This is a genomic window from Amycolatopsis sp. NPDC049253 (assembly GCF_040678995.1).
In the GTDB taxonomy this organism is placed as follows: Bacteria; Actinomycetota; Actinomycetes; order Mycobacteriales; family Pseudonocardiaceae; genus Amycolatopsis.
In genome coordinates this window covers 18,962-35,650 of record NZ_JBFAQX010000016.1, presented here as the reverse complement: position 1 = coordinate 35,650, position 16,689 = coordinate 18,962, and the positions used below count along the sequence as shown (strand labels likewise).

General features: G+C 70.6%; 17 protein-coding genes. 8 read left to right on the top strand and 9 right to left on the bottom strand.

Annotated features, from left to right (window positions below; translation table 11 throughout):
- Positions 1–13 precede the first annotated feature (13 nt).
- From AB0K15_RS30150 to AB0K15_RS30140, 3 genes are read right to left on the bottom strand one after another with little or no spacing between them, the layout of a single operon-like run.
- Positions 14–778: a citryl-CoA lyase gene (locus AB0K15_RS30150; protein WP_364057763.1), complete on the bottom strand. Its 765-nt coding sequence runs from the start codon at positions 776–778 to the stop codon at positions 14–16.
- 21 nt (positions 779–799) lie between these two features.
- A complete protein-coding gene (locus tag AB0K15_RS30145; RefSeq protein ID WP_364057760.1) occupies positions 800–2,317 on the bottom strand; it encodes an AMP-binding protein in 1,518 nt (505 codons plus the stop codon).
- Between the two features lie 13 nt (positions 2,318–2,330).
- On the bottom strand, positions 2,331–3,665 hold the full coding sequence (locus AB0K15_RS30140; protein ID WP_364057757.1) for an MFS transporter: 1,335 nt from the start codon (positions 3,663–3,665) through the stop codon (positions 2,331–2,333).
- Positions 3,666–3,763: 98 nt separating this feature from the next.
- Between AB0K15_RS30140 and AB0K15_RS30135 the strand changes: the two genes are divergently transcribed.
- From AB0K15_RS30135 to AB0K15_RS30125, 3 genes are all read left to right on the top strand, one after another.
- On the top strand, positions 3,764–4,558 hold the full coding sequence (locus AB0K15_RS30135) for an IclR family transcriptional regulator C-terminal domain-containing protein (RefSeq protein WP_364057754.1): 795 nt from the start codon (positions 3,764–3,766) through the stop codon (positions 4,556–4,558).
- Between the two features lie 13 nt (positions 4,559–4,571).
- Positions 4,572–4,820 carry a hypothetical protein gene (locus AB0K15_RS30130; protein ID WP_364057751.1) on the top strand — a complete coding sequence of 83 codons (249 nt, stop codon included), beginning with the start codon at positions 4,572–4,574 and terminating at the stop codon, positions 4,818–4,820.
- 266 nt (positions 4,821–5,086) lie between these two features.
- The gene (locus tag AB0K15_RS30125) at positions 5,087–6,235 is read left to right on the top strand and encodes a hypothetical protein (protein WP_364057748.1); all 1,149 of its coding nucleotides are present in this window, start codon (positions 5,087–5,089) and stop codon (positions 6,233–6,235) included.
- A gap of 28 nt (positions 6,236–6,263) precedes the next feature.
- On the opposite strand, the gene AB0K15_RS30120 is transcribed toward AB0K15_RS30125, so the two are convergent.
- Both AB0K15_RS30120 and AB0K15_RS30115 read right to left on the bottom strand, forming a co-directional pair.
- On the bottom strand, positions 6,264–6,845 hold the full coding sequence (locus tag AB0K15_RS30120) for a dihydrofolate reductase family protein (protein ID WP_364057745.1): 582 nt from the start codon (positions 6,843–6,845) through the stop codon (positions 6,264–6,266).
- A 308-nt stretch (positions 6,846–7,153) separates the two neighbouring features.
- Positions 7,154–8,017 (bottom strand): LysR family transcriptional regulator, encoded by an 864-nt coding sequence (locus AB0K15_RS30115; RefSeq protein ID WP_364057742.1) that lies wholly within the window; start codon positions 8,015–8,017, stop codon positions 7,154–7,156.
- A gap of 169 nt (positions 8,018–8,186) precedes the next feature.
- Between AB0K15_RS30115 and AB0K15_RS30110 the strand changes: the two genes are divergently transcribed.
- Positions 8,187–9,224, top strand: coding sequence for a polysaccharide deacetylase (locus tag AB0K15_RS30110; protein WP_364057739.1), 1,038 nt, complete (start codon positions 8,187–8,189; stop codon positions 9,222–9,224).
- Between the two features lie 178 nt (positions 9,225–9,402).
- On the opposite strand, the gene AB0K15_RS30105 is transcribed toward AB0K15_RS30110, so the two are convergent.
- Positions 9,403–9,588, bottom strand: coding sequence for a hypothetical protein (locus AB0K15_RS30105; protein WP_364057736.1), 186 nt, complete (start codon positions 9,586–9,588; stop codon positions 9,403–9,405).
- Between the two features lie 159 nt (positions 9,589–9,747).
- Between AB0K15_RS30105 and AB0K15_RS30100 the strand changes: the two genes are divergently transcribed.
- On the top strand, positions 9,748–9,876 hold the full coding sequence (locus AB0K15_RS30100; RefSeq protein WP_364057733.1) for a hypothetical protein: 129 nt from the start codon (positions 9,748–9,750) through the stop codon (positions 9,874–9,876).
- Between the two features lie 54 nt (positions 9,877–9,930).
- Here AB0K15_RS30100 and rox read toward each other — a convergent pair whose 3' ends face one another.
- The 3 genes from rox to AB0K15_RS30085 all read right to left on the bottom strand — a co-directional run bounded on the left by rox (position 9,931) and on the right by AB0K15_RS30085 (position 13,269).
- Positions 9,931–11,346 (bottom strand): rifampin monooxygenase, encoded by a 1,416-nt coding sequence (gene rox, locus AB0K15_RS30095; RefSeq protein ID WP_364057730.1) that lies wholly within the window; start codon positions 11,344–11,346, stop codon positions 9,931–9,933.
- Between the two features lie 190 nt (positions 11,347–11,536).
- Positions 11,537–12,139 carry a response regulator transcription factor gene (locus AB0K15_RS30090; RefSeq protein WP_364057727.1) on the bottom strand — a complete coding sequence of 201 codons (603 nt, stop codon included), beginning with the start codon at positions 12,137–12,139 and terminating at the stop codon, positions 11,537–11,539.
- Entirely contained in the window at positions 12,136–13,269 is a 1,134-nt protein-coding gene (locus tag AB0K15_RS30085; protein ID WP_364057724.1) for a histidine kinase, read from the bottom strand. The genes AB0K15_RS30090 and AB0K15_RS30085 overlap by 4 nt, the downstream gene beginning before the upstream one ends.
- A gap of 166 nt (positions 13,270–13,435) precedes the next feature.
- Here AB0K15_RS30085 and AB0K15_RS30080 point away from each other — a divergent pair, with 166 nt between their 5' ends.
- Genes AB0K15_RS30080 through AB0K15_RS30070 form a run of 3 tightly spaced genes read left to right on the top strand, consistent with a single transcriptional unit; the run spans position 13,436 to position 16,607 of the window.
- The gene (locus tag AB0K15_RS30080; RefSeq protein ID WP_364057721.1) at positions 13,436–14,320 is read left to right on the top strand and encodes an ABC transporter ATP-binding protein; all 885 of its coding nucleotides are present in this window, start codon (positions 13,436–13,438) and stop codon (positions 14,318–14,320) included.
- Positions 14,321–14,344: 24 nt separating this feature from the next.
- Positions 14,345–15,064 carry an ABC transporter permease gene (locus AB0K15_RS30075; RefSeq protein WP_364057718.1) on the top strand — a complete coding sequence of 240 codons (720 nt, stop codon included), beginning with the start codon at positions 14,345–14,347 and terminating at the stop codon, positions 15,062–15,064.
- Positions 15,065–15,092: 28 nt separating this feature from the next.
- Positions 15,093–16,607, top strand: a complete 1,515-nt coding sequence (locus AB0K15_RS30070; RefSeq protein WP_364057715.1) for an alpha/beta hydrolase — start codon at positions 15,093–15,095, stop codon at positions 16,605–16,607.
- The last annotated feature ends 82 nt before the right edge of the window (positions 16,608–16,689 follow it).

Below are 16,689 nucleotides of genomic sequence, written 5' to 3'. Positions count from 1 at the left end.
GGCCCCGTGCCGCTCACTCGTGGTGGCGGGTCGCGGCCTCGTCGACCTCACGCCAGATGGCCGGTGCCGTCGGCCTGCGGATCTCCTCCAGCACGTGGCCGACGAGGCCGACGGCCCGCGCCATCACGCCGATACCCCGCGCCGCCCGCCAGTCGATGCCCAGCCGCGACGCGATGGCGCCGATCGCGCCGGTGACGTTGACCGGGAGCTCCTTGCCCAGCGCGATTCCGGCCTGGCGTGCGACTTCCCGGATCAACGCGACCTCCGGCCCGGTGAGGCCGGCCTCGTCGAGCAGGGTGAACAGCCGCTCCGCCCGCGGGTCGAGCGGCTTGTGGATGGGGTGGCCGATGCCGGGGATGAGTGTCTTCGCGGCGACGAACCGGTCGACGATCACAGCGGCCTCCGCGGCGAGGTCGCCTTCGAGGTCCGCCTCCTGCACGTACCGTGCGGCCCCTTCGATCGAGCCGACGAACGTCGTCCCGAGCCCGAGCAGCCCGGCCGCGACCGCGCTCTGCAGGGAGTCCGGCGCGCCGTAGTGGGTCAGGCGCGAGGCGATGGCGCTCGGGGTCATGCCGTGTTCGACCAGGCTGACGGTCAGCGCGTTGAACACACTGGACTCGCCGGGCGTCGGCAGGCGGCCCGTGAGCTCCAGGAACCCCATGTCGCCCAGGTTGACCTTGCCCACGAGGTCGTCGACCAGGTCGTGGCCGAACACCGTGATGCTCTTCGACGTGCTCCAGCTGATGTCGGAGCGGAACTCCGGTGAATCACCCAACATGCGTGTCCCTTCCTTCGACGCTCAGGCCTGCTTCTCGAGCTCGCTGCGGACGACCTTCCCCGACGCGTTGCGCGGCAACGTTTCCGGTGCCACGAAACGGATCTCGCGCGGCCGCTTGTACTTGGCCAGCCGTTCGCCGCACAGCTCGATCAGCTCTTCCGCGGTCAGGGTCTCGCTCGCGCGCGCCACGAACGCGATCGGCACCTCACCCCACGTCGGATCGGCGCGGCGGACGACAACGGCTTCGAGCACCTCGGGATGGCGCAGCAGGGCCCGCTCGATCTCGGCGGGGTAGATGTTCTCGCCGCCGCTCTTGATCAGGTACTTCGCGCGATCGACGAAATCCAGCGTGCCGTCAGGGTTGCGCACGAACACGTCGCCGAGGTGGAACCAGCCGCCGCGGAAGTCGTGCGCGGTGGTGGCCGGGTCGTTCCAGTAACCGCTGAACACCGTGGGCCCGCGCATGCAGATCTCGCCGGGTTCGCCGTCGGCGACGTCGTGGTCGTCCGGGTCGACGAGCCGGATTTCACAGTAGCCACTCTGCACTTTGGACAGTGACCTCGGTTCCACGCCGACGGCGAGCGCGTCGCCCGAAGCCGGCGGACACCCGGTTTCGGTGGTGCCGAAGGTGTTCGCGAACGGCGCGTCGAGCAGCGCGGTGATCTCGGCGATCTCGTCCGGGCCGATGAGGTCCGGCATCACCCCGCACAGGCGCACCCCGGCGGGCGTGACCTGCTTGTCCCGCAGGACGTCCGCGAAGCGCCGGACGGTACCGGGCATGAGCAGCAGCCACCCGAGCCGTTCGGTGGCCACGACGTGGGCGAGCTCGGCCGCGTCGAACCCGTCGACGACCACGACCTTGCCGCCGCTGATGAGCGTGCTCACGGAGTTGTCGAACGCGCCCATGTGACTCAGCGGCGACCAGGCGGCGAACGCGTCGTCACCCGCGAGCCGGTATTCCGCGCGGGTGGCGGAGCTGCGCGCGATCTCTGCGCGGTGGCTGATGGCCGCGCCCTTCGGCACGCCGGTGGTGCCGCTGGTGTAGATGATGATCAGGACGTCTTCCGGCTGCGCCGCCGACGGCTCGGCCCACGGGGTCGTCGCCGCGAGTTCCGCCTCGAACTCCGAGCCGAGCAGCAGCCGCGGCCGGGAGCCCAGTGGTGCGGCGAACTTCTCGTCGGCTCGCGGTGACGTCACCAGCACCGTGGGTTCGACGAGATCGAGGCAGGCCACGAGCTCGTCCGCGCCCGCCCGTAGGCCGGGGCACGCGACGATCGCGCCCAGCAGCGCCACGGCGAGCGTGATCTCCAGGTACTCGGTGCGGTTCTCCGAAACCAGCGCCACCCGGTCGCCGCGCCGCACGCCCCGGCTCGCCAGCAGCGCGGCGATGCGCCGGCTGCGTTCGGCCAGCTCGCCATAGGTCACCTGCCGCTCGCCGGCCTGCAGCGCGACGCGGCCGGGGTGGGTCCGGGCGCGGTCTTCGAAGAGCGTGCCCACCGTGCTGCCGGCGGCGTCGAGCACGAGGTTTCCCGTTGTCATGCGCGGTTCCCGTTCAGATCAGGGCCGAACCGGTGCGGCCGGACTCGGTGACGACGTCTTCGGCTTCGTGGTGCGAGCGCACCAGCAGCACTCCGACGATGCCGATCAAGCTCGTCAGCGCCATCCAGCCGGCGATCGCCCACGGGCTGCCGTGCAGCCAGCCCAGCAACGCCGTGGCGATCAGCGGCGCGAGGCCACCACCCACCACGGTGCCGCCTTCGCGGCCGACGGAGATCGCGCTGTAGCGGCTGCGCGTGCTGAACAGCCCGGCGAAGTAGCCGGCCTGGATGGCGTCGGTCGCCGCGCCCGCCCCCGCGATGCCGACCGTGACGGCGATGATCACCGGCGCGACGCCCTTGCTGTCCACGAGCAGGAAGAACGGAAACGCGAACACGGCCTGGAAGAGCAGGGCCACGATCATCACGCGGCCGAAACCGAAGCGGTCGCCGAGGTGGCCGTAGACCGGGCAGAGCACGCACGCGACGGCCGCGCCGATGACCGTCGCCCACAGGATCTGCGACTTGCCGAGGCCGAGCTGCGTGGTCGCGTAGGTGAGGATGAAAACGGAGACGATGTTGAACGTGGCGTTCTGGCCCACGCGCATGAGGAAGATCGCGAGCATGTTGCGCGGCTGCTTGAACGCCTTGACCAGCGGCGCGCGTTCCTGGTCCCCGGCCTGCTTGATGCGGGCGAACTCGCGCGTCTCCGGCAGGCCCTTGCGCACCCACAGGCCCACGCCGACAAGGATGACGCTGAGCAGGAACGGGATGCGCCAAGCCCACGACAGCAGCTGGTCGTTGTTCACCAGGGCGCCGATCACGACGTAGACGACCGACGCGAGGATCAGCCCCGCGAACACCGCGCTGGACAGGAACCCGCCCCAGAACCCGGGCCGGCTGCTGCCGTTCTCCTTGGTCAGCAGCGCGGCGCCGCCCCACTCGCCGCCGGTGCCGATGCCCTGCACGATCCGCAGCACCACCAGCAGGATCGGGGCCAGCGCGCCGATCTGCCCGTACGTGGGCAGCAGGCCGACCGCCAGCGTCGCCAGGCCCATGGCCAGCAGCGTGATGACCAGCGCGTTCTTACGCCCGATGCGGTCGCCGACGTGCCCGAAGATCGCCCCGCCGAGCGGCCGGGCGACGAACCCGGTGGCGAACGTGGCGAACGACAGCAGCGAGCCGTTGAGCGAGCTGGCCGACGGGAAGAACAGGCTCGGGAAGATCAACGCGGAAGCCGTGCCGTAGAGGAAGAAGTCGTACCACTCGACCACGGTGCCGAACGTCGCGGCGATGGTCGCCCGTCTGGTCAGGTGTGCCGACTGTTCGCTGTCAGGGCTGTTGGTTCGCACGCCGAGCCTCCTCGTTGAGCCGGAGCAGTGCTAGAATTTCGCCTAGCGAATATTTTTCCGCTAGGCGGTAAACGGAGATTAGGAAGGGCATCGCGACGATGTCAAGCGCGGACAAGGAACAGTTCGTCACCTCGCTGGCCAGGGGATTGACGGTGCTTCGGGCGTTCGGGCCCGATCAGCCCGAAATGTCCCTGAGTCAGGTCGCCGCCGCCACGGGCCTCAGTCCGGCCGCCGCGCGCCGCTTCCTGCTCACCCTCGTGGAGCTCGGCTACCTCGCGCAGGTCGACAAGCGGTTCGTCCTCACGCCGCGCGTGCTGGAGCTCTCGGCGGGCTACACGCGCGCGATGAACCTGAGCAGCCTGGCGCAGCCGCTGCTGCAGCGCGTCCGCGACGAAACCGGCGACAGCGTGTCGTTGACGGCCCTGGCCGGCACGGACATCCTCCACGTCTGCCACGTGCAGACGGACCGGTTGATGCGCTTCGCGATCACGCCGGGCGCCCGGGTGCCGGCGTACGTGAGCGCCTCCGGCCGCGCGATCCTGGCGCACGAGCGCCCGGCCGTGGTCGATGCTTTCTTCGCCACCGCCACGCTCGCCCCGCGGACGGCCTCCACGATCACCTCCGCCGAGTCCCTGCGCGATTCGCTGGCCCAGGCCCGCCGCGACGGCTACGCGGTGGTCGTCGACGAGCTCGACGTCGGCATCACCGCACTGGGCTGCCCGGTGTTCGGCGGCTCGGTCGTCGCGGGCGTCAGTTGCTCGACGGTTTCCGGATATCTGCCGGTGCCGGAGTTCGTGGCCACGCGGCTGCCGCTGCTGAAAGAACTCGCCGCGCGGCTGGGGGAAGCGTTCGAGCGATTTCCGGCGTTGTTGCACTCATTCGAAATGCAGTGAGAAGGGGAGTTCGATGGTGTCGACGAGCAGGGGATTGGCTGCGCGGGATCTGCTCGAATTCGGGGAAGAGGCCGCGGCCGAATGGGTCTGCTCGTGCAGCGAAGGCGACTTCATGAAGGTGTGCGCCGCCGCGGACTGGCTCTTCTCGCACGGCCCGACGTCACCATCGGGTGCCAGCATGATCGTCGCTCGGGCGATCGCCGTGGCCGCGCCGTCGACGCCCACGGCTGGCGCGTCGCACTCCGCCAAAGGTTTCCGCTGACCGGAGACGTCACCACCTCCAGCCGGAATCGCCGTAGCCCGAAAAGGTTGTGTCCCCGTCCCGTTTTCCCCTGCCTGGCCCAGCACTTTCGTCGGTCTTTGTCGACGACCGGCCGGGACCTAGTACTTTCGGCCAGGCGAACCCGCCGAATGGTGTAGGCCATCCCGGGGGTCTTCGGGTGATGTCCGTTTCGGGGCCTGAGTCCGTCCTAGGGTGATCTTGCTTCTCGATCTTGATCCCGGTCTTTTCTCAGGAGGGGAACACCTGTGCCCAAACTTCCACGCACGCTCAGCAGAACTCTGGCCGCGGCGGGCACGCTGTGCGCGCTCACGGTGGCCCCGGCCGTGCCGGCGTTCGCGGCCGAACCGGCGCCGTCGACGGTCGAGCAGGACGTGACGCAGCTGTACCAGAACGTCGTGGACCTGTACAACGGCATTCCCGCGAGCGCGCGGGCCGGCGTCGACTCGTTGATCGACTCGCCGATCGACCACATCGGCCAGAAGCAGGGCCACGCGAAGCAGAAGCCGGCCGCGGACTGCACCGAGGGCGCGCTGCTCACGTATGCGAACCAGCTCGCCTCGCAGCTCACGCCGGTCGAGGGGCAGGCCTTCGACGCGCTTTCCGCGCTCGGCCAGCTCTACGCGCAGGGCGTCGCCACCGACAAGCAGCCGCAGGTGTTCGGCACCGACGGGCAGTACACCGCGCGCGCCACCTCGGCGATTTCGAAGCTGCGCGGGTTCTGGGACATCGAGAGCTGGAACGTGCAGCTCGTCGCCTGGAAGGGCACCGACCTCGGCAGCCCGACGAAGATGGCGCAGACCTTCGGCCTCGGCCTCGCCCCGGCTCGCGTGAAGGACGCGGCCGCGCTCGCCAACAAGGTGCTCTTCGAGCTTCCGGTGCTGCAGGGCGGCCGCAACCCGCTGCTGACGCTCAACGCGTTCTCCGCGCCCGCCGACAGCTTCGGCGGCAAGCGCGTGATGCTCGGCGACGGCATCCTCGACACCACCAACCTGCTCGGCTTCGACGACGTCGCGGTGGAAGCGGTGCTGGGCCACGAATACGGCCACCAGGTCGACTTCGCCCACGACAACTTCCCGCGCAACGAGTCCGGCGAGATGGGCCCCGACGCGTACGGCGGCTACTTCGTCGCGCACGCCAAGGGTGAGGCGTGGGACGCCCGCACCCAGCAGGAAGTCACCTACCTCAACGCCTCCATCGGCGACTGCCAGCACAGCCACGGCACCCCCGACCAGCGCAAGGCCGCGGGCGCGTGGGGCGAGAAGCAGGCCACGAGCCAGGGCAACCCGAACAAGATCGTCCCCTCCGCGACGATGATCACCAAGTTCCAGAAGGAATACCCGAAGCTCGTCCCGCCGGCCACCGACCAGTCTCAGCTGGCCGCCGCGCACAGCTGATTTCCTGACCCCAGCGGGCCGTCTCCGTTCAACGGGGGCGGCCCGCGACGGCATAACGCAGGTGCGTGACGTCCCGATCGGTCAACTGCCGCACCTGCCGCAGCTCGACGTGAGTGTCGTCGAACAGCCGCCGCCCACCGCCCAGCACCACCGGGACGAGGTGGATCTCCAGCTCGTCCAGTAAACCCGCGCGCAGCAACGCCTGCGCCGCACCCGCCCCGTGCACCAGCACTGCCCGCCCACCCGCGGCAGCCCGCGCTTCGGCCACGCACGCGCCGACGTCGGTGAAGAACCGCGCGCTGCCCGGCGGCTGGTCGTCGGGATCGACGTGGTGGGTGAGGACGTTGATCGCCACGCCGTCGTGGTGATCGCCCTGCCACCGCCCGGCCAGCTCGAACGTCCGCCGCCCCGAGATCACCGCGCCGGTCGCCATGGCCTCCTGGAAGATCCGGCCGCTGGCGCCGTCGCCGTGGCGGTCGTCGAGCCAGTTGAACAGCCTTCCGCCGCCCTCCCCGAGCTCCTGCCCGGGCCGGTCGTCGGGCCCGGTGATGAACCCGTCGAGCGACATCGACATGTACAGCCTGATCGGACCGTTCGTCTCGTGGGCCATGGGGATTCTCCTCGCGTCGCTCCGGTGCGGTCACGAGTACATCGAACGGCGTTTCCCGAAATCGACACGCGCCCTGATTCAGCTCTCACACAGCTGAATCCCAGCAAAATTCTGCGTTGGACTCGCTGACCCGGCCGGGCGAATACTCGACGGCGTGGACACCGAGACCACGGACCTCGTCCGCCTGCTGCGGCGCTTCGGCGTGCGCGCGCTGGCGTTGGCGGCGGTCGCGGCGCTCGTGGGCTATACGACGGTGGCGATGGCGCTCGCGCTCGTCGGCTGCGGGCTGCTGTTCGCCCGCCCCAAGATCACGAAAGCAGGTGCGCCAGAAGGGCCCGCGCCGCCGGGTTCGCCGGAGCCGGACCCCGGCCCGCCAGGTGGATCGCGCGGGTGAAGGTGGGTTGCTCGATCCGCGCGAACGGCAGGCCGGACCGCTCGGCCACCGGCTCGGGCACGATGCTGACGCCGAGCCCGGCGGCGATGAGCTCCACCAGCAGCGGCATGTGCGTGGCCTCGCAGACGCGGTTCTGCCGCAGCCCGGCGTCGGCGAAGCGGCGCGCGACCATGGCCTGGATCCCGCTGCCGCTGAAGTCCAGGAACGGCTCGTCGTCGAGCTCCGCGAGGCGCACGCGGCGGCGCCGGCCGAGGCGGTGGCCGGGGTGGCACAGCAGCACCAGCTGCTGGCTCCACCGCGCGAAACTGCTCAGCTCGTCGGTCAGCGGTTCCTCGCCCGCGAGGAACGACAGGTCCAGCTCACCGCTGGCGACCGCGGCCGCCAGATCGGGCACCAAACCCTCGCGCACGTGGATGCGCACGCCCGGGTACCGCGTGCGGAACACGCCGAGCTCGGCCGGCAGGTCCACGACCGTCAGGGTCTGGATGGTCCCGATCGACACGCGTCCGCTCGCCAGCCCCGCGACGGCCGCCACCTCGCCCCGCGCGGCCACCACGTCGGCGACGATCCGGTGCGCCGCCGGCACCAGCGCGCGCCCCGCCTCGGTCAGCTCGACCCGCCGTGTGGTCCGCTCGAACAGCGGCGTGCCCAGCTCGCCCTCGAGCTTGCGGATCGACGCGCTCAGCGCCGACTGCACCACGTGCACCTCCTGCGCGGCCGCGGTGAAACTCCCGCACCGCACGACCGCGAGGAAGTGCTCGACCTGCCTCAGCTCCATTCAGCGATCGTAGTGCTCAATCACCGGGCAACGATCACCGAATAGTCAGCCGGCGGAAGAATAGATCCCGGGCCGTGCACCGCGCGGTCAATGCCGGGTTTCGGTCATCTGCGCAGGTAGAGTCCCGCGCCGGGGACAGGGCGGCACGATGGCGCGGCCCAGCAGGGCAGTGATCAGGCGGAGAAGAACGGTCCTCGCGCTGAACGTGGCGCTGGCCCTGACCTTGCTGGCATTGCTGGTCTTCGACGACGCCCCCGCCCAGGAAGGCGGCGGCGCGAGCCCGCCCAACGCAGCCGGGCGGCCACCGGCTTGGCTGCACAAGCTGAGACCGGGCCAGAAACCCCCGCAGTTCGTCCTCTTTTCCTTCGACGGCGCCGGATCCCACGAGCACTGGCAGCGCGTCCTTCCGCTGGCCAAGTCCGTGAACGCCCACTTCAGCGGTTTCCTCTCCGGCATCTACCTGTTGACCAACGACCAACGCGACCAGTACCAGGGCCCCGGCCACCGTCCCGGCAAGGCGTCCATCGGTTTCGGCGGGTCGGACGCGGACGTTCGCACGCTCGTCGCCGACCTCAACACCGCCGTGGCCCAGGGCCAGGAAATCGGCACGCACTACAACGGTCACTTCTGCACCGGCGCCGAACCGAGCGTCGGGCATTGGACGACCGCCGCGTGGGGCGACGAGCTGGCGCAGTTCTTCCAGTTCGTCGACCAAGCGCGCGCCCAGCGCGGCCTGAACGTCGACCCGGCGACCATCCGGGGCGGCCGCACGCCGTGCCTCGAAGGCGACTGGAACCAGGCCTTGCCCGCGATGCGCGCGGCCGGCCTGCGCTACGACTCCAGCCAGTCGTCGGAGGGCGTGCGCTGGCCCGAGCAGCGCGACGGCATCTGGGAGTTCTGGATGCCGTACGTGAAAGTGCCCGCCCTGAACAAAAAAGTGATCATGATGGACTACAACCTGTGGTTCCAGCTCAACCACGCCCGCAACGACGCCACGCGCACCGCCGAGTTCCGCGCGGACACGCCGGCGACCTACCGCGGCGCGTACCAGGCCGCGTTCGGCGGGAACCGCGCGCCGCTGGTCGTGGCCAACCACTTCAACGACTGGGCCGGCGGCGCGTTCGCGAAGGCGACCGAAGACTTCATGGGCGAGGTGTGCACCAAGCCGGAAACGATCTGCGCCACCTACAGCGAAGTGATCCGGTGACTGGAACTCCAGGATCCGGCAGTGCTCGGCCAACTGCGGCAGGCGCCGCCCGCGCAACCCTGAAGGTGCCCACCTCCTGGTGTCCATCGCCGGGATCCTCGTGCAGGCCGCTCGATCCCGGCCGCGACGACTCGGCCCGCCCGCGCCAAATTTCACCACACGCTGGTGTGCAACGGAATCACGCGCTAGCTCTCCCCGTGGCGGCGGCGTCGCCGAGGTTCCGCGTGGTGATCGGCGGGCCGATCACCACCTCGCCGTGGCTGTACTTCTGCGGCAAGTGGTCGACGCCCGCGGCGATGGACGACCGGTACCACGACCGTGCGCACACGGCCGTGCAGAACAAGGCGCACCGGACGTGGTTCAAGTCGGTGTACCTGCGCCAGTGGCGGCTTCCCGCAGAAGGCGAGGAGATCCAGGGCCGTGTGTTCTCCGAGATCGCCCTCGCGCGCCAGTCCCCTCTGCCGGAAGCCGAAGCCGCGCGGGTGCCGGCGGAGCTGGCCGAAAGCCTGCCCGGGGTTTCGGTGTGCGGCCGTTCGAGACCGTGGTCGGCGAGTTCGCGGCGCAGCGCTACCTGCCGATCTTCCACGCCCCGGGCGAACGCGAGGGCGTCACCCTGGACGGCTTCCGGCGTGGTTGGGGCAGCGAGGCCTGATCGCGCCGACGCGGCCGGCAGCGCGAAGAACGCCGGCCGCGTCGAATCCCGAAATCAGGCGCCGAACCACCGCGAAAGCCGGGTCTCCAGCTCCTGCTGGTCGTCACCGAGCCACACCACGTGCCCGTCGGGTCGCAGCAGCACGGCGGGCGCGTCCAGCTCCTCGCTGACCTCGACGACGTGGTCCACGCGATCCGCCCAGCCCGCCACCGAAAGCGCGCCGGTCTGGTCGAGCAGCAGCCCGCGCCCGGCGTGCATCAGACCGTAGAGCGGGCCGCGCTTCAGGTTCACGTTGCGCAGCCGCCGGCCGAGCAGGTCGGGGCCGGCGCCGAAGTCGTAGCGGATCCCGATCGCGGTGACCTTCTCGATCAGGAACCGCCGCACCTGTTCGAAGTCCATCAGCTCCGACACGAGCCGGCGCACGGCCTGCGGACCCGGCTCCAGCGACATCAGCTCGGCCTGCGCGCGCGTGTTGTTCAGGACGGACGCGGCCACCGGGTGCCGCTCGGTCTCGTAGGTGTCCAGCAGGTCGTGCGGCGCCCAGCCGCGGACCGCGGCCGCGAGCTTCCAGCCGAGGTTGAACGCGTCCTGGATGCCGAGGTTGAGCCCCTGCCCGCCCATCGGCGGGTGGATGTGCGCCGCGTCGCCGGCCAGCAGCACGCGGCCGGAGCGGTAGCGCTCGGCCAGGCGGGTGGCGTCGCCGAAGCGCGACAGCCAGTGCGGCGAGTGCATGCCGAAGTCGGTTCCGGCGGTCGCGCGGGTCGCCTCCCGAAGCTCCTCCAGCGTCGGCGGGCGCGTGCGGTCCCCGGCCACTTCGAGGGCGGGCGTGACGAGCCGATAGCCCCCGGTCTCCAGCGGGCCGGCGCCGAACCCGAGCTGGGTCTTGCGGACTTCCGTCATCACGGCGAGCACCTCGTCGGCGGGAGCCGTCAGCTCCACCTCGCCGAGCAGCCACTCCTGCCGCGACGGGTCGCCGGGGAACGCGATCCCGAGCAGCTTGCGCACGGTGCTGCGGCCGCCGTCGCAGCCGACGAGGTAACGCGCTCGCAGCTGCGAGCCGTCGGCCAGCTCCGCCGTCACGCCTTCGTCGTCCTGGCTCAGCCCGACGACCTCGTTGCCGTACCGCAGGTCGGTGCCCACCTCGAGTGCGTGCTCCCTCAGCAGCCGCTCGACGACGGTCTGCGCCACGCCGAGCGTGTGCGGGGACGCGGTGTCCAGGTTCGGCGGGATCGGCTTGGCGATGCCCGCGAATCCCCCGATCGGGTAGGTCGTGCCGACCTCCAGGAACCGCTCCAGCAGCCCGCGCTGGTCCAGCACCTCCAGGCTGCGCGTGTGCAGGCCCAGCCCGCGCACGATCTTGCTCGGCTCGGCGTCGCGCTCCAGCACGACCACGTCCCGGCCCTGCAGCCGCAGCTCGGATGCCAGCATCACGCCGGTCGGCCCGCCACCGGCGATGAGCACATCGATCACGAAAACTTCCCCCGCTTCACTTTCGACTCCGGGCCGGACAACCCCGGGGTCCGGCCACGGTGGACGATTGTGCGCCGTCACCGGGGTCTTGCCGCAAGCCCCGGGGTGCGGTATATGTTGGAAGTGGCAGGAGAGGTATTTCCTGCCTTTCTTTGTGTCCGGGCCTGGTTGTCCCCAGTGGACGGACGCGCTAGAGCCAGTCGTGCTCGCGGGCGTATCGGGCCGCTTCGTGCCGCGTCCGGGTCTGCGTCTTCTGCATGGCGTTCGACAGGTAGTTGCGCACGGTGCCCTCGGCCAGGTGCAGCTGCGCCGCGATGTCGGCCACGGAGAACCCCTCACGAGTGGCGCGCAGCACGTCGACCTCGCGATCGGTCAGCGGGTTGTCGTCCACCACGGCCAGCGCGGAGACGTCCGGGTCGATCCAGCGTTTGCCCTCGTGCAGCGTCTTGATCACCGACGTGATGTGCGCCGGCTCGGCCGATTTGCTCACGAACCCCTGCACGCCCAGCTTCAGCGCCTTGCGCAGCACGCCCGGCCGCGCGTGGCGCGTCAGCATCAGGATCACCTGGTCCGGCAGCGTGCGGCGGATTTCGGCGACGGCGCCGAGACCGTCCACAGTGGGCATTTCGAGGTCGATCACGAGCACGTCGGGCCGGTGCTCCAGCGTCGCCCGCACGGCATCCGCGCCGTCCTCCGCCTCGGCGAGCACGGTGATCTCGCCTTCGAGCGGCAGCAACGCGGCGAGCGCCTTGCGCAGCAGGGCTTCGTCGTCGGCCAGGACCACGGTGGTCATCGGGCCTCCCGCGGCTTCACCGGGAACCGCGCGGCCGTGAGGAACCGGCCGGCCCCCTGTTCCACCCGCAGCTCGCCCCCGTCTTCGGCCAGGCGCTGCCGCAGCGTCGCGAGGCCGTTGAGGTCGGGCGGCTCGGCCTCGGGCACGCCGTCGTTGACGATGGAGATCCCCGATTCCGTGAGCGTGATGCGCACCTGCCGGGCCTGGGCGTGGCGCAGGATGTTGGTGGTCGTCTCGCGCAGGACCTGGCCGAGCAGCTCGCCGGCCCGGGCGTCGACCTCGGCCTCGCGGTCCACGCGCACGTGGATGCCGGCGGCCTCGAAGAGGTTCTTCGCGTTCTCCAACTCGGCGGACAGGTTGAGGCGGCGCTGCGCGTACGCGAGCTCCCGGGTCTCCACGATCGTGTCGCCGACCAGCGTGTGCACCTCCCGCAGCTCCTGGCCCGCGCGGTCGACGTTGCTGTGCAGCAGCTTCTCGGCCAGCGCGACCTTCAGCTTCACCACGTGCAGCGTATGGCCCTGGATGTCGTGCAGGTCGCTCGCGAAGCGCATGCGCTCGCGGATCACGGCCAGCTCGGCGTCGCGTTCACGGGACTGCTCGAGCTCCGCCACCAGGTCGTAGAACCGCTGGCTGGCGAACATGAACACGGTCGAGATCACGACGGCGAACGTCGGGATCGCGACGTACTGCACCAGCCGGCCGCCGGGGTTGCCGGGGAACGCCAGCAGGTTCGTCGCGCCGACCGCGGCGACGAGCACGACGAGCCCGAAGAACGCCGGCAGGCGGTAGCGGGGGAGCGGCGGGATCAGGAACGAACCGACGAGCGACAGGCCGTAGAACGCGCCGGTGTTGTCGGTCAGTGCCCCGACCAGCCACATGACGGCGGTCAGGACCAGGCAGGGGACCGCGACGCGGACGAAGTCGCCCGCCGTCCAGCGTTCGGCCGTCGCGAGGGCGGCCAGCACCCCGACGGTCAGGATCACCACGTGCAGCCAGGTGTGCGAGGTGAACACCACCAGCACCACCCCGACGACGGCGAGCGGCGGCACGGTCGTGATCAGGTTCAGCCTGCGCACCCGTTCCTGGATGGCCCCGCCGCCCCAGGTCGTCCTGCGCGCCGCGGGATTCACCGGGTGTCCTCCATCCGACGCCGAACAGCGCTTTCGCCCCAGCATGCCCCAGGCCCGGCGGTGCCACCAGTGACGCCACGTCATGCCCCGGGGGCCAGGAACGTCATGGTCAAGTGGTGACGCGGCCGCACTGCCGGCGGCGGCCGAACCCGGCTGAGATCGGACCATGTCCACGACACCCGTCATCGACGTCGATCGCCTCAACCTCACCTACGGCGATTTCCAGGCCGTGAAGGACCTTTCGTTCCAAGTGGAACGCGGGGAGCTGTACGCGCTCCTCGGCACCAACGGCGCCGGGAAGACCTCGACGCTGGAGACCGTCGAAGGCCACCGCGTGCCCAGCTCGGGCGCCGTGCGCGTCTTCGGGAAGAGCCCGCGCGACCGCGGCGAAGTGCGGCCGCGCATGGGGATCATGCTGCAGGAGAGCGGATTTTCGCCGGACCTGACGGTGCGGGAGTCCGTGCGGCTGATCGGGTCGCTCACGCAACGCGCCGACCGGGTCGAGCGCGTGCTCGGCGTCGTCGACCTCGAGCGCAAGGCCGGAACCAAGGTCTCGCAGCTCTCCGGTGGTGAGAAGCGCCGGCTCGACTTCGCGACGGCCGTGTTCGGCACGCCGGAGCTGATCTTCCTGGACGAGCCCACGACCGGCCTCGACATCCAGTCGCGCGACGCCCTCTGGACCGCCGTCGACCGGCTGCGCGAAGACGGCTCGACCATCGTGCTCACCACGCACTACCTCGAAGAAGCCCAGCAACGCGCCGACCGCATCGGGTTCATGCACCGCGGCACCCTCCACCGCGAGGGCACCGTCGCCGAGCTCACCCGGACGCTGCCCGCCACCATCCACTTCGGACTTCCGCGCGACGCACCGGCTCCGCCGCTGCACGCCACGCGCGAGCCCGACGGCCGGTTCCTCATCGAGACCTTCGGCCTGCAGAAGGACCTCCACACGCTGCTGGGCTGGGCCCAGGACCACGCGGTGGAGCTGCGCGACCTCCAAGCCGGCCCGACCCGGCTCGACGACGTCTTCCGTGCCCTCGGCAGCTCGTGAACCCTTGAGAGAAGGACGTTTCCCATGCTTTCCATCGCACGCGGAGAGCTGATCCAGCTCTTCCGCAACCGGCTGGTGCTCGTGACCGCCGTCGTCCTGCCGGTGGCGCTCAGCGCGTTTCTGGTCAACCGGCACGAGATGTTCGCCGACCTCGGCAGCCTCGGCTACATCGCCGCGCTGGTCCTGTTCTTCGTGGTCGCGATCGGCCTGTACACGACCACGGTGACCACGTTCGCGTCCCGCCGCCAGAACCTGTTCCTCAAACGCCTGCGCTCCACCGCGGCGGGTGACGCCGGCATCCTCGCCGGGCTGCTGGTGCCGATCACCGTGCTCACGCTGGTGCAGCTCACCGTGATCCTCGGCGTGCTGGCCGCGGTGGCCGGCAAGCCGAGCAACCCGGTGCTGCTGGTGGTCGCCGTCGTCGCCACGGTGGTCATGATGCTCGCGCTGGGCCTCGCCACGGCCGGCCTCACCAACTCGCCCGAGCACGCCCAGGTGACCACCCTGCCGGTGACCATCGGCGTGATCGGGGTGGCCGGCTGGGTGGGCGTGAGCGGCACGGAGCACCTCACGCTGCTCAAGCGCCTGCTGCCCGGCGGCTCGGCCACGGAACTCGTGCTCGACGCCTGGAACGGCGGCGTGCCCGTGGCCCGCTCCCTGATCCTGCTCGCGCCCACGCTCGCCTGGGTGATCGTCGCGATCGCCCTGGCCACGCGGCTGTTCCGCTGGGAGCCGCGCCGATGATCCGCCCGATGAAACGAGGGAACCGAAAGTGCTGAGGAAATCCGTGATCCTTGCCGTGGTCGCCGGGGCGGTGGTGTCGCTGGCGGCGCCGGCGTCAGCTTCCGGGTCTACTGTGGACTTGGGTGCGTGCCCGGCCGAGGTGGCTTCGCCGGAGTTGCGGTGCGCGTCCGTCGAAGTGCCGCTCGACTACCGGCACCCGGACGCGGCGAAGATCCACGTCGAGATCTCGCGCCTGCCCAGCAAGGACCCGGCGAAACGGCGCGGGGTACTGGTGTTCAACCCCGGCGGGCCGGGCGGGCCCGGCCTCGACTTCCCACTGGAGTGGGCGCGTGCGGGGATGTCGACGAGCGTGCTCGCCGAGTACGACCTCATCGGCTTCGACCCGCGGGGCATCGGCTACAGCACGCCCGTGAGCTGCAACCTGACCGACGCGCAGCTGCCGATCTTCCCGAAGTACGCCTACGACTCCGCGGACGTCACGAAGGCCGCCGCGGCCGCCGAGCAGGTGGCGCAGCAGTGTGCGACTTCGAAGTCCGCGCCGCTGCTGCCGTTCCTGACCACGGCGAACACCGCCCGTGACCTGGACCGGATCCGGGAGGCGTTGGGGGAGCAGAAGATCTCGTACTACGGTGCTTCCTACGGCACCTACCTTGGCGGCGTGTACTCCACGTTGTTCCCCTCGCGGACCGACCGCATCGTGCTCGACAGCATCACCGGCCCGGGCGGCCTCGACCTCGCGGCGGCACGGCGTTTCGGCGAGGGCATGGAGCAGCGTTTCCCGGACTTCGCGAAGTGGGCCGCGGCGCGCAACGCGACCTACGGCCTCGGCGCCACGCCCGCGGAGGTGACGGCGACGTATCACCGCCTCGCCACCCGGCTCGACCGGCAGCCCCTCGGGACGCTGGACGGCTCGGTGTTCCGGCAGAGCAGTTTCTCCCTGGTGTACAGCAACTCCAGCTTCCCCACGCTGGCGCAGCTGTGGCAGGGCCTGCAGCGCGGGGAGGCCGGCCCGCTGCCCGCGCCCGAGGGCGGGGAAACCGATCTGCAGAGCCAGAAGAGCACCATGATCTCCGTGGTCTGCGGCGACAACGCGTGGCCACGCTCGATCGACACCTACCAGCGCAACGTCGCGACGGACCGAGTCCGGCACCCGCTGTTCGGCGCCGGGGTGGCGAACGTCTGGCCGTGCGCCTCCTGGCCCGGCGCGCCGCTCGAGAAGCCGGTGCGGTTCAGCGACCAGGGCCCGTCGAACCTGCTGCTGGTCAACAACACGCGCGACCCGGGCACGCCGCTGTCCGGCGCGCTGGAGACCCGGCGCCTCTTCGGCGACCGCGCACGCATGGTCACCGTCGACCAGGGCGGCCACGGCGTCTGGCTGCCGACGCTCAACGCCTGCGGCTACAACGCCGTGACCCGGTTCCTGGTGGACGGCACCCGCCCGGCGGCCGACACGTTCTGCGGCGCGGAAACGGCTTCGGCGCGCCAGGTGAACGCGTCGCAGGCCGAGGCTGTTGCGAAGGTCCAGGCGCGGTTGGCCGAGTAGCTTCGCCGGGGCCTTCGACGCGGTCGGCCCTGGCCCGCCCGGCCGGTGCCGCCACGGCGTTTTCCGCGGCGGCACCGGCCTT